Origin of the sequence: Rhodococcus sp. DN22, from assembly GCF_036669995.1 — a bacterium.
Lineage (GTDB): Bacteria > Actinomycetota > Actinomycetes > Mycobacteriales > Mycobacteriaceae > Rhodococcus_F > Rhodococcus_F erythropolis.
Window position 1 is genome coordinate 3,874,129 of sequence record NZ_CP133326.1, and the last position, 13,150, is coordinate 3,887,278.

Consider the following 13,150-nt stretch of genomic DNA (forward strand, 5'->3'; position numbering starts at 1 on the left):
ACAGAGCAGCGGGTCTGAAACAGGCCTGGGCATGTTCTGGTGCATCTGAGGTTTGACCCCTCAGGTTTTGAAGGTGGTGTTCGCCGGCCGTGGGTGCTGCCCGGGGTCGATCGAGGGTGGCGGGATGAACCAGGGTTTGTTGTCGACACCGATCCGGATATCCCATTTCCCGACGAACCCTGATTTCCGGTGCATCAGCCGGTGATGTGAACGGCACAGCAGGACCAGGTTGTTCATCACCGTCGGCCCACCGTTCGCCCAGTGCCGGATATGGTGCGCATCGGTCCACGCCGGTACACATGTGCAGCCCGGGAACGCGCAGCCTCTGTCTCGGGCAATCAACGCAGTCCGTTGTTCGGCGGTGACCAACCTCTTCCCTGGTCTCGCATCGAGCGGCGCCCCGTGACCGTCGAGCAGAACGGTCGACAGGAAACAATCACACCCGAGAAGCCTGGTCTGCGACACCGACAGCGGTCCGAGCCACGGCATGTGCCCGACATCAAGATCCGACACAGCCATTCCGTCATCAGCAGTGGAGGGTGCTGCGGCGCAGTCCCGATGCTCCGCCAGATCCCGAGCATTGATGTGCACATTCACATGCGGACGCTGACCACCATCGGTGCCAGTCCTCGCGCAGTCCAGGTAACGCCGGATCAGTTCGGTGAACCCGTCCGCGGTCCGCTTCGCCGCCGACCGAGCATCGGGAGTCCCGTCCGGTGCCGGGGTCGGCATCGTCAGATTCGACAGGACCGAGAGCAGCATTTCGCCGGTGAGGGCATCGAAATCACCACGCACCACCACCCGGCCGTTCAAGGTCGAGGCGATCCGCAACTCATTGAGATCGACATCCTCTGCGGGCGGGATCTCATCCGATTCGAACAACCGCTCCAAGGTCGCGATTACGTTCCGCACCTTCGTGGTCGTCGCCTCCACCCCCGATGCCGCAGCCAACAACAAATCGATGCACTTCGGTAGCGCCTCCTCCGGCATGCCTTTAGGTGGTGACTCGCAGAACGCCACGATCAACACGGCATGCTCGAACGAGCAATCCCCGCCATCGAACCGAGCCGCCACACCCGGAAGCGGCCGCAAAGCTGCACCCAACGCGGCGATCTTCTTCCCGTCCCGAACCTGCAGCATCGTGTTAGCCGCCAACCACGCACCCACCCCGCGGCTGGCAATCACCTGATCATCCGGGCGCAACGACAACTCGTCCACCACCGCCACACGAACGGCTTCCAGGCGCAGAATCTCCGCACTCGCCTCGACAGCAGCAGCGCGCAACTCGGCAGCAGTCAACTGCCACAGGCGTCCGCGTAACCCCACCGCAGAACCTGACACCACATCCGACAACAAGACGCTCATTGAATCCCCCGATCCCCTCCCCATATCATACTCGAACACCCGTTCGAGTCAAGAGTTTCACGAGTCAGTCCACCGAGCGTCCCGGAATCACCACACCGCATTGATATGCGAGAACCACCAGTTGCGCGCGGTCGCGGACATCCAGTTTCGTCATCGCCCGATTCACATGGGTTTTTGCCGTGACCGCGCTGATCACCAATTCCGCGGCGATTTCGTCGTTGGACATCCCCATAGCAACGAGAGTTACCACCTCGAGTTCACGCGGCGTCAATTGACCGAAGATCCCAGAAGTCGAGTCTGCCCGCGACGGGATGGAAAGGAATCGAGTAATCAACGCACTGGTCGCAATCGGCGACAACAACGAGTTGCCACTTGCGACCGTCCGAACAGCATCCAGCAGATCTTCAGCCCGGATCCCTTTGCCGATAAAGCCGCTGGCACCCGCCCGGATCGCCTGTGCCACATGCTCATCCACCTCGAATGTCGTCAGGATCAACACGTGTACGTCGGACAAATCCGGATGATCGGCAATCATGGCGGTCGCTTCGACTCCGCTGGTGCCTGGCATTCGAATGTCCATCAATACAACGTCGGGTCGGTGCTCGATCGCCGCCTGGAATGCCTGCTCTCCGTCTGCCGCCTCGGCGACCACCTCCATGTCCTCTTCCGAACCGATCAGCAGCGCAAGCGTTTGACGGAAGAGCGCCTGATCGTCTGCCACTACCACCCGAATACTCACGACTCCCCACTCTCCGAACCCCTGGACACCGAGACAAGCGGCAGTTGGGCGTCCACACGAAATCCCCCGTCCGCGCGGAATCCTGCTGAGACCTCGCCTCCCATTGCCTGTGCCCTCTCCTTCATTCCCAGCAGTCCGTACCCGGGCGGTGACGTCGAAGGCACTGCCGTTCCGGAGTTTTCGACCGACAGCACCAGAACCTCGGCTTCGTACGACAACGACACGGTGACGGCCCCTGGCAACGCATGCTTGCTCGCATTCACGAGTGCTTCCTGGATAATTCGGTACGCCGTGAGGTCTACTGCTGGCCCGAGAGGGCGCAGCGAACCCACAGCGCGCACTTCGATTTCCATTCCCGCACTGACGAATTGATCCACCAGTGCCGGTAGATCCGAAAGCCCCGGAGCCGGCTTCATCGAGCGATCACCGTCCTGAGCATCACGGAGAACTCCGACCGTGGCCCGAATTTCATCGAGTGCCGCCTTGGACGTTTCCTCCACTCCGCGTAGTGCAGTCGTCGCCTTCTCCGGGTCTTTCCCGATCAAGTGCGACGCGACCCCGACTTGCAGGTTGACCAAGGCAATGTGGTGCGCGACAACGTCGTGCAGGTCTCGCGCAATCCGCATCCTTTCTTCGACGACGCGGTGTCGGGCCTCGTCCTCGCGCATTCTTTCCGCTTGCACCGCGCGCGCCTCGACGGACTCCAGATAGGCTCGGCGAGAACGGACCTCGGCGCCGGCAAAACTTGCCATCAGCAACCAAGCCAACAACCCCAGTGCCTCCTGCAGGAGATTGTTCCCCACTCCCAGAAAGATCGTGACGAGCATCAGCGAGCTGACTGTGCTCGCCGCTGCGAAGAAGGTCCTCCGGCGGTCACTCGTGCTGGCAACGTAGTAGAGGCACACCATCGCTGCGGAACCTGTGCCGGCATTCGGCGGCGCTGACAGTGCAATCATCAATACGCCGAGGAGTACTGCCACCGCCAGTGCCGAGAACGGATAGCGCCTTCGGAACACGATGGTTGCCGCTGCGATCGCTGTTACAAGCACTCCCACAACCGTGACCTCGCGGGTGTCATTGCCGTCGAGCGCGATGCGGTGCGCCGTCCACGTGGCAAGGAGCACGAGAATCGCCAGTGCCAGGTCGATGGTGCGCGGGTGTTCCGCACACCATCGACCCCACGTCGATGTCGAAGTCATCGATCTACCGTATCCGGGTCACACCGACAACTTGTCGCTCGTGGGTTCACTGGATTCCTTCGAATCTGCGAGCAGCGCAGTCAACTGCTCCCCCTCGACATCGACGTTCGGGACCAACCGGTCCAGCCATGAGGGGAACCACCATGCCCTCGAGCCCAACAGGGACATGACGGCCGGTACGACGGTCATACGAATCACGAAGGCGTCGAACAGAACCGCGAACGAGAGTCCGAGTCCGATCTGCATGATGAAGGCGTCGCCGCCGAAGATGAAGCCCGCGAAAACGGCGATCATGATCAGCGCCGCGGCCGTGACCACTCGCGCGCCCTGGTCGAAGCCCTTCACGACTGCTTCATCCGGTCCGTCACCGTGGACGAACGCTTCACGCATTCTGGTCACCAGGAACACCTGGTAGTCCATCGCCAACCCGAAGACGATGCCAATCATGAAGATGGGCAACATCGCCACAACTGATCCGGTTTGACCTTCGATTCCGAGAATGCCGGCGAACCAACCCCACTGGAAGATCGCGACCAGCACACCGAACGTCGCACCGATCGAGAGCAGAAATCCGAGAGTTGCCTTGAGTGGTACCAAGATCGAGCGGAACACCAACATCAGGAGGATGAAGGCGAGGCCGACGACCAATGCGAGGTAGGGAACCAGGGCGTCGGCCAGGCGATCCGAAACGTCGATCGTCAACGCTGTCTGACCGGTGACCGACATCGTGGCTCCGGTCTCGTCGGTCAGTGATCCGGCGACCTCACGTATATCTGCGACGAGCGCCTTTGTTGCCTCGGTTTCCGGGCCACTCGAGGGAACCACCGTGATGACTGCTGTATCGCCCGCCTGATTGAGTGCTGGCGGCGTCACTGCCGCTACGTCGGGCAGAGCACCGAGCTTTTCCTGGGCGCCGCTCAATGCCGCTGCCGGATCTGCGGCGTCGGCAACGTCGACGACCACCATGAGCGGACCGCTGAACCCGGCACCGAACCCCTCGGATAGTCGGTCGGTAGCCCTGGCGGCAGTTGTGTCGGGCACTGGTGGGCTCGCCAAACTCAGGTTGATTCCGAATGTGGGGATCGCCAGCAATCCCAGCCCGAGGACTGACGCGAGCAAAACCGGAACTCGACGCCGGATCACGAACTTGGCCCATCGCGAGCCCGCCCCCTCCGACTGTTTCCGGTGTGTCAGTTCACCGCCGGACGCCAGCAGTCGACGATCAGACCGACTCATGACGCGCGACCCTGCAAATCCGAGTGTGGCGGGCAGCAGCGTCAGTGAAATCACCACTGCAACAGCAACTGCGAATGCTGCAGCCAGACCCATGCTCGTCAGGAACGGGATGTTCACGACGAACAGTCCTGCCAATGCGATGAGCACCGTCAACCCCGCGAACACTACGGCCGAACCCGCCGTCCCCGCTGCGCGGCCCGCAGCAATTTCCGGATCATGTCCGTCACGTAGTTCGGAGCGGTAGCGCGAGACGATGAAGAGCGAATAGTCGATCGCCACGGCGAGCCCAAGCATCATTGCCAGGACGGTTGTGCTCGAACCCAATTCGATGAAACCAGTTGCGATAGTGATCGTGCAGATCGCGATGCCGATGCCGATCAACGCGCTGATCAAGGGAAGCCCTGCTGCCACCAACGAACCGAAAGTGACCGTCAGGACCACAGCGGCGATGGCGACGCCGATCACTTCGCCCATCGATTCGGCGCTGCTTTCCATCAGCACGTTGCCGGCAACATCGACTGCCAGCCCTGAATCCGCGGCGTCGTGGACGGCGGACTCGAGCAGTTCTTTCGAACTGTCCGGTAAGTCCATCGAGTCGGCGGTATAGGAGACCTGCATGTATCCGATCGTCCCAGTCGGCGACACTCCGCCGGAGGCATACGGATCCGATACCGCTGCAATCTCAAGATCCTTCCCGAGCGCAGAGACCAAGTCACTGACGGATTGTCGAATCGCCGGATCGGTGAGCGTCGTGCCCGCCGGAGATTCGAAGACGATGCGAGCACTGGCTCCGTCGGTGGACGATTGCGGAAATCTTTCAGCCAGAAGATCTTGCGCCGCTTGTGATTCGGTGCCCGGAATCGACAACGTATTGACGGTCGGACCGGACAGCGTTGCTGCGCCTACTCCGCCCGCCACCAGCAGGACGACCCAGAAGCCCACCATTGCCCAACGGCGCCGAAACGCGAGTCGCGAGAGTTTGTACAGGAATATCGACATGCGTGTCACTGTGCCGATACACGACCCCGTCGCACATCGTGCACAGGTAGGCAGTTCGACGTACTGCGCTCGCAGTAGGGCGGTGGTCCCCAGTGCTAGACGGGCAGGCCCAACTCCCTTGACCACGGCGGATCCGCCCCGGGACGTGACACGGTGACGGCTGCCGCGCGTGCGGCAAAGGTCAACGCGGCCGACCAATCTGCCTCGGTGAACGCACGCACAACAGCGACGTCGAGTGCGTCGTGACGATCAAGGTAGGCCAACAGGGCTCCGTGAACGGTATCGCCCGCACCGATCGTGTCCGCGACGTCGACCGCGGGCGCCGGCACCGAAACATCGAGTTCCTCGGTGATCAACCGCAACCCGTCACCACCACGGGTGAGCAGGACGGCGCCGACGCCTTCGTGGAGCCACTCGGCGCCGTCGACCGAACCCAACCACTTCGCGTCGTCGTCGCTCACTTTGAGAATATCGATGGCGGGCAACCACGAACGAAACCGTCGTCGATACGCGTCCGGGTCGGAGATCACCGCCGGACGAATGTTGGGGTCGACCATGGTGAGTCGACCGCGGGCGTGTGCTTCGTGCAGCAAAGCTTCGTAGGCAGAGGCCCCGGGCTCGAGCACCAGCGACAGCGTTCCGAACGAGAATGCCCGGGCAGAGGGAAGTTTCGGCAGCGCGAACTGTCGATCTGCCGTTCCCTCGAGGTAGAAGGAATACCGCGCACCTCCGTCCGCTGCAAGGTTCACGACGGCCAGAGTTGTCGGCTCGGGCCCACGTTCGACTCCGGTTGTGTCGACATTGGACGCGGCCAGCGAGTCGATCATCCGATCTCCGAAGGCGTCTGTGGACAAGCGAGAGACGAATCCCACGTCGGATCCGAGTCGACCCAGTGCAATCGCAACGTTGAACGGTCCACCGCCCAACTTGGGTGAGAAGTTCTCCCCCACCGGAACCAGATCAACCAGTCCCTCACCACACACCACGACGGATCGTTCGCATGTATCACTCATCGGTAGACCCTAACCTTCTCACCGGTCGAAGATGGATGTGACCTGCTCGGCACGAACGAGTTCGGGTGCCGAGCAGGTCACGATTATGGTGGGATTCAGCTACCCACACGCTCGCCCGTAGTCGGGTCGAAGAGGTGAACGAGGCCGTCCACCCGCTCGAAGCCCAGCGTCTGGCCGTACTGCAGCTTCGATCGCCCGCCGGTGCGTGCGACGAGCGAAATCGGATCGGATTCCGTGCCGGGTACGTGCGCGTAGATGTACGACTCGTTGCCCAGTTCCTCCACCAGGTCGATCTGAGCTGCGATTCCGTCTCCAGCGGCAACCACCTGGAATTGCTCGGGTCGAATTCCTACTGTGACCGAGTCCAGACCGGCCGCGGCGATTGCCGCCATCTGCTCGCGGTCCAGCGGAACCTCGACGTCACCGAAACGCACCCCACCCGAACTGACCGGCGCCGTTACCAAGTTCATACCTGGAGATCCGATGAAACCGGCAACAAAAGCATTGGCCGGCCGATCGTAAAGTTCGGTCGGAGAAGCGAATTGTTGCAACTTGCCGCCCTTGAGCACTGCCACTCGATCACCCATCGTCATCGCTTCCACCTGATCGTGCGTGACGTAGACGGTGGTGGTTCCGAGACGACGCTGCAACGCCGCGATCTGCGTGCGGGTCTGGACGCGTAGCTTTGCGTCGAGGTTGGAGAGCGGCTCGTCCATGCAGAACACTTGCGGTTCACGAACGATAGCTCGGCCCATGGCAACTCGCTGCCGTTGACCACCGGAAAGCTTGGCCGGCTTGCGGTCGAGATAGTCAGTCAGGTCAAGCAGTTTGGCCGCTTCGGCCACTTTCTTCTTACGCTCCTCGACGGGCACACCGCGCATCTTCAACGCGAACCCCATATTTTCCCCGACGGTTTTGTTGGGGTACAGCGCGTAATTCTGGAAGACCATTGCGATGTCGCGATCCTTGGACGGGACATCGGTCATGTCCTTGCCGTTGATGGTGATCGCGCCGGAATCGATGTCCTCGAGCCCTGCCAACATGCGCAGGGCCGTGGACTTTCCGGAACCTGACGGACCGACGAGCACGATGAACTCCCCGTCGTTGATGTCGAGATCGAGTGAATCGACAGCGAGGGTCCCGGCACCTTCGTAGATGCAAGACGCTTTCTGGTACGAGATTTCAGCCATGGCGAACTCCTGAGAGGGTGAGGAGAATTATTTGATTGCACCGAAGGACAGGCCGCGCACCAGTTTGTTCTGGGCGAACCAACCGGCCAGGATGACGGGCAATGCCGCCATGGTCGCTGCCGCGGAGAGCCGAGCCCAGTACAGGCCCTCGCCGGTGATGAACCCGACCAGGAAGACCGGAATCGTCTGTGCTTGAACAGCTGTCAGGTTGACGGCGAAGAAGAATTCGTTCCACGAGAAGATCACGCAGATCAGCGCAGTCGCAGCAATTCCGGGCGAGATCAGCGGGAGGATCACCTCGCGAACCGAGGTCCACAAACTCGCGCCGTCCATGCTGGCAGCTTCGAGAAGTTCGCCGGGGACTTCGAGAAAGAACGAACGCATCATCCACACTGCGATCGGCAGATTCATCGATGTGTACAAGATGACCAGCGCCCAGATGTTGTCGAGCAACCCGATGTCGTTGACGATCACGTACAGCGGCACGATTGCAGCGACGACTGGGAGCATCTTGGTACTGATGAAAAAGAACAGAACGTCCTGAGTCTTGGCTACCGGGCGAAGCGACAATGCAAACGCAGCCGGAACACCCAGTAGCAGAACAAGAATCGTCGACATGGCCGTCGCAAATGCGGAGTTTGCCAGCGTCGTGCCGAGACCGGAGTCGAGGACGGCACGGAACTGTTCGAGGGTGGGAGTGAAGAACAGCTTCGGCGGATCCGTGTAGGCGTCTGCCTCGGTCTTGAACGCGGTGAGGACCATCCAGAAGACCGGGAAGAAAAACCCGAGAGCGGCGATCCACGCCACGACCGACCACGGACTGAACTTACTGCTCTTCTTTTTCTTGACGACGGGTTTGTCGGCCGTCGCGAGTGTCGTCTCTACGGCAGTCATCACGCCGCCTCCTCGTTGCCGGTGAAGCTCTTGAAGATCAATCGGAGCGCGAGTGTCGACACGATGATGGTCGCGATCACTGTCACGACACCCATCGCCGCAGCTTGACCTACGTCGAAGCCGAGGAACGCGCGCTGGTAGATGTAGAACGGCAGGTTCGAGCTGGCCACGCCGGGCCCGCCCGACGTCATCATGTACACCGCGTCAAAGGTGTTCACGAGGTAGATCGCACCCAGAACTGCACCGAGTTCGATGAAGCGGCGCAGGTGCGGCAACGTCAGTTCGCGGAACATCGCAAACGGCTTGGCTCCGTCCACTCGTGCGGCTTCGAGAATGTCTCGGGGCATGGACTGCAAACCGGCCAGAATGAGCAGCATCATGAAGGGCGTCCACTGCCAGATCAGATTGATCATGACGGCGGCGAGCGGAAACTTACTGACCCAGTCGACCTGGCCGACGCCGAAAGGCTGGAGGACAAAGTTCACGATACCGAACACCGGGTCGAACATTGTTGTCTTCCACAGCAATGCGCCGGCGACGGGAGTGATGAGAAACGGCGTGATCAGCAGTGTCCGGACGATGCCCCGACCAAGGAATGCGCGGTCGAGTAGCAGCGCCAGCGCGAGTCCGAGGATCACGGAAACGATGACGGTTCCCACGATCATGATGACCGTGTTGACCGCGACTTCCCGAAACTGACTGTCCTTGAAAACCTCTATGTAGTTGTCGAACCCGTTGAAGTGCCGCGATCCCGGCCGGACTAGGTTCCACGACTGCGTCGAGTAGTAGAGGGTGAACAGAAACGGAATCTGGGTGACGACGATCGAGAAGATCAACGCCGGCAACAGGGGACCTCTACGACGCCAACCCTCGGCGCGGGAGATCTTCTTTTCGACACGGACCGGTGGCGCGTCGTCCACGGTAGTTCTGGGCTCGGCAACCGTAGTCATCGGTTCTCCTGATAGGTCTTGCCGACCACCTCGGCATACTGCTGGGATTGTTCGAGTGCATCTTTCACGCTCTTCTGACCCGCGATGGCCGCACTGATCTGCTGGCTGACGCGAGTGCCCAGGTCCTGAAACTCAGGGATGGTGAGGAACTGGACGCCGGTGTACGGAACCGGTTGCACTGTCGGGTTTTTCGGATCTGCATTGTTGATCGATTCGAGGGTGATCGGACCGAATGCCTGTGCGGCCTCTTGATATTCCGGAATCTCGTAGGTCGATAGGCGACTTCCCGGAGGAACTCTCGACCAGCCGAGTTCGGTTCCGACCTTCTGGATGTAGTCCTTGTTCGTCATCCAGGAAATGAACTTCCAGGCGTCATCTTTGTTCTGTGCCGACTCCGGGATTCCGAGCGCCCACGTGTAGAGCCAACCAGGATCGGACTTCTCGACCTTCGGGGCCTTCGCATATCCGATGTTGCCGACTGCCTTCGACGACGCAGGGTCCTCGAGAACCGACACAGCCGACGTCGCGTCGTACCACATCGCCGTGTTGCCTTGCGCGAATTGTGTTGCACATTCACCGAATCCGCTTGTGGCAGGACCCGGCTGACCGTGCTCCTTGACCGTGTCCACGTAGAACTGAACCGCATCCTCGACCTGCGGACTGGTCAGCTGCGCATTCCAATTCTCGTCGTACCAGCGTCCACCGAAGGTGTTGATCACGGTGTTCAGCGGTGCGAGTACCTCACCCCAGCCAGGCTTTCCGCGCAAGCAGATTCCCGCCATCTTGGCGTCCGGGTTGTCGAACTGTGCTGCCCAACCTGCAACTTCTTGCCACGTCGGGTCTTCGGGAACTGTAATCCCCGCCTGATCGAACAGATCCTTGCGGTACATCAGGAACGACGACTCCCCGTAGAAGGGGACCGCGTACATACTGTCCTCGTACGACAGAGAAGTCTTGATCGACGGTACGAAGTCGTCCTCGTCGTAACCGGGCGTCGTGTCTGCATAGTCGGACAGGTTCGTGAGCCAACCGTTGGCGGCCCACTGAGGTGTCTCGTAGTTGCTGATCATCACGACGTCGAACTCACCGCCGCCGGTTGCCGTCGACGCCGTGATCTTGGCGCGCGCCTGGTTCTCGGAAAGGCTGACGAATTTGAGGTCGATGCCAGGGTTCTCGGCTTCGAAAGCCGGCGCCAGTTTGATGGCGTCCTGCATCTGCGAGTTCGACACCATCGCGATGGTGACTGTTCGTTCGCCGGAACCACCGAGCGCACCAGCGCCCGCACATCCCGACACCAGGAGGCAGAGCGCCGCCGCGGCAGCGCCCCACACTCGTCTTCCTGTTTTCACGGATTACCTTCCTTCACACTTGCGTGTCAGTCGCGCGCTCGGACCGCGAAACTCGTGAGATCGCTAGCCTTCGAGCAGCCACTGGGCGCACTCGACGTCGGTGACGAGTACGTTTGCCAAACCTCCGCGCAATGCGCCCAGAACGGCCTGGCGTTTGTGTGTTCCTCCCGAAATCAGAATCGTCTGATCGCAGGATTTCACTGCGTCGAGCGAGACGGAGACCGTTCGCTCAGGTAGTGGCCCCTCCACTGGATTGCCGTCGATCGTGTAGAAACGGCCGCCGATTTCACCGACAGCGCCTCGACTTTCCAACTCGTCCAGCATGGTCGAGTCGACGAAGCTACCGGCAAACAAGGTCGTCGCGGTCGAGACGGCACCGACTCCGAAAACCATGATGTCGGAATCAGTTCCGGCTTGCAGCGCCTTCGAGATCACCGAGTCGTTTCGCATCGACTCCACGGTCGCCGGGTCGGCATACAGCGGAGCGTTGAGACGAATAGGATTGGCCTGCAACTGGTGTGCACATCGGCCGATGGTGAAGTCGACACCGGTTTGGTAGTCGGTCACCGTCATGGAGCCGTCAAGTTGTACCACAGCCGAGCACTTCGCGGCCTTGTCCGGCAAAGATCCTGCTACCGCAACGGTTTCCGGACCCCAGGTAAACCCGAGAACGCTCGAAGGCTGCAGACGACGAACCAGAACTTCCGCTGCTCGTCGACCGAGTGCGTCGAAGTCCGGGTCGTCCGCATCCGAAATCGCTTCGGGGACGATCAACACTTCGGCCAACCCGAAGTGCTTCTCCAGCTTCGATTCCAACTCCGTGTTCACCGAACCTTCGAGCTCCGGCGGTACCAAAATCTCGACCCTGACCAAACCTTGCGTCCGCGCCCTGGCCAACAGTCGCCCGGCTGTCGGCCGCGAGACGCCCAACTTCGCTGCAATCTCCGCCTGAGTGGCACCTTCGAGGTGATACATGGTCGCTGCCCGCAAGGCGAGCCGCACATCTTCGGAAGCGGGCAACTTCGACGTCTTGAGTCCTGTGGGCTGAGCCGACTGGTTCACACGGTCTCCTTGTGCATCAGGTTCAAAGTTTCTCGATCGTGAGCAAATGCTCACTAGATGTTCTTATGCTCATTAAGCTAACATCTACGTTGTGACCCACACAACAGTTTCCGGAGAATCCGTCGATCTACCTGCGACAATTCGGGCAAATGTCCTCGTCGAGACCGGAAAGATGCAGATGGTCGAGAGACCACGACCGTCCCCGAAGGCGGGTGAGGTCCTCGTTCGCATCCATGCCGTGGGCGTGTGCGGGTCGGACGCGCACTACTTTCACGAAGGTCGCATCGGCCCTTACGTAGTCAACTCACCGCTCGTTCTCGGACACGAAGCATCGGGACGCATCGCCGCGGTCGGTGACGGCGTCGACCCAACACGCATCGGGCAGCGTGTCTCCATCGAGCCTCAGAAGCCCGATCCGACAAGTCTCGAATCCAAGGCAGGCAGATACAACCTCTGCCCTCATATGGAGTTCTTCGCGACGCCGCCGATCGACGGTGCGCTGACCGACTACGTCACGATCGGTGCCGACTTCGCCCATCCCATCGCAGATTCCGTGTCCTACGAGGCAGCTGCGCTGTTCGAGCCACTCTCCGTAGGGATCGCCTCAGCCCAGAAGGCGGGGATCACTGCCGGCTCTCGGGTGTTGATCGCCGGCGCCGGCCCGGTAGGAATCGTGACGACGCAGGTGGCCAAGGCATTCGGCGCGACGGAAGTCATCGTCTCGGACATCGACGCGGCCCGGCGTGATGTGGCACTGAAATTCGGCGCAACAACCGTCGTTGATCCACGTGAGGGCGACGTACGCTCGCTGGCCGTCGACGCATTCATCGACGCGTCGGGTGCCACGGCCGCGGTGATCGACGGGATTCACGCAGTTCGGCCCGCTGGGACCGTCGTTCTGGTCGGAATGGGTGCCGACGAGATACCGTTGCCGGTCCCGATCATTCAGAATCGCGAACTGATGCTGACCGGAGTGTTCCGGTACGCCAACACGTGGCCGATCGCCGCCGCATTGGTCGCTGCCGGGCGCGTCGATCTGGACTCGATGGTCACAGCACGCTTTTCACTCGAACAGTCGCAAGAGGCCCTGGTGGCCGATCGCATTCCCGGCAGCATCAAAGCCGTAGTCATTGTCGCCGAAGGAGACTAGTACT

At 60.9% G+C, this 13,150-nt stretch carries 11 protein-coding genes; 1 reads left to right on the forward strand and 10 read right to left on the reverse strand.

Annotation, left to right across the window (positions count from 1 at the left end; genetic code table 11):
* Positions 1–60: 60 nt before the first annotated feature.
* The 10 genes from RA302_RS17620 to RA302_RS17665 form a co-directional block, all read right to left on the reverse strand.
* Positions 61–1,365: a DUF222 domain-containing protein gene (locus RA302_RS17620; protein ID WP_338477333.1), complete on the reverse strand. Its 1,305-nt coding sequence runs from the start codon at positions 1,363–1,365 to the stop codon at positions 61–63.
* Between the two features lie 64 nt (positions 1,366–1,429).
* On the reverse strand, positions 1,430–2,104 hold the full coding sequence (locus tag RA302_RS17625) for a response regulator transcription factor (protein WP_030536576.1): 675 nt from the start codon (positions 2,102–2,104) through the stop codon (positions 1,430–1,432).
* Entirely contained in the window at positions 2,101–3,303 is a 1,203-nt protein-coding gene (locus tag RA302_RS17630) for a sensor histidine kinase (protein ID WP_030536577.1), read from the reverse strand. The genes RA302_RS17625 and RA302_RS17630 overlap by 4 nt, the downstream gene beginning before the upstream one ends.
* Before the next feature lie 18 nt (positions 3,304–3,321).
* Entirely contained in the window at positions 3,322–5,538 is a 2,217-nt protein-coding gene (locus RA302_RS17635; protein ID WP_070159985.1) for an MMPL family transporter, read from the reverse strand.
* Positions 5,539–5,633: 95 nt separating this feature from the next.
* Positions 5,634–6,551, reverse strand: a complete 918-nt coding sequence (locus tag RA302_RS17640) for a carbohydrate kinase (RefSeq protein WP_070159987.1) — start codon at positions 6,549–6,551, stop codon at positions 5,634–5,636.
* A 95-nt stretch (positions 6,552–6,646) separates the two neighbouring features.
* The gene (gene ugpC / locus RA302_RS17645; protein WP_070159989.1) at positions 6,647–7,741 is read right to left on the reverse strand and encodes a sn-glycerol-3-phosphate ABC transporter ATP-binding protein UgpC; all 1,095 of its coding nucleotides are present in this window, start codon (positions 7,739–7,741) and stop codon (positions 6,647–6,649) included.
* A 27-nt stretch (positions 7,742–7,768) separates the two neighbouring features.
* The gene (locus RA302_RS17650; protein WP_070160003.1) at positions 7,769–8,635 is read right to left on the reverse strand and encodes a carbohydrate ABC transporter permease; all 867 of its coding nucleotides are present in this window, start codon (positions 8,633–8,635) and stop codon (positions 7,769–7,771) included.
* Entirely contained in the window at positions 8,635–9,585 is a 951-nt protein-coding gene (locus RA302_RS17655; protein WP_019748978.1) for a sugar ABC transporter permease, read from the reverse strand. The genes RA302_RS17650 and RA302_RS17655 overlap by 1 nt, the downstream gene beginning before the upstream one ends.
* Positions 9,582–10,934 carry a sugar ABC transporter substrate-binding protein gene (locus RA302_RS17660; protein WP_070159991.1) on the reverse strand — a complete coding sequence of 451 codons (1,353 nt, stop codon included), beginning with the start codon at positions 10,932–10,934 and terminating at the stop codon, positions 9,582–9,584. The genes RA302_RS17655 and RA302_RS17660 overlap by 4 nt, the downstream gene beginning before the upstream one ends.
* Before the next feature lie 63 nt (positions 10,935–10,997).
* A complete protein-coding gene (locus RA302_RS17665; protein WP_070159993.1) occupies positions 10,998–11,996 on the reverse strand; it encodes a sugar-binding transcriptional regulator in 999 nt (332 codons plus the stop codon).
* 139 nt (positions 11,997–12,135) lie between these two features.
* On the opposite strand from RA302_RS17665, the gene RA302_RS17670 reads away from it, so the two are divergent.
* Positions 12,136–13,146: an NAD(P)-dependent alcohol dehydrogenase gene (locus RA302_RS17670; protein ID WP_064444266.1), complete on the forward strand. Its 1,011-nt coding sequence runs from the start codon at positions 12,136–12,138 to the stop codon at positions 13,144–13,146.
* Positions 13,147–13,150: the final 4 nt, after the last annotated feature.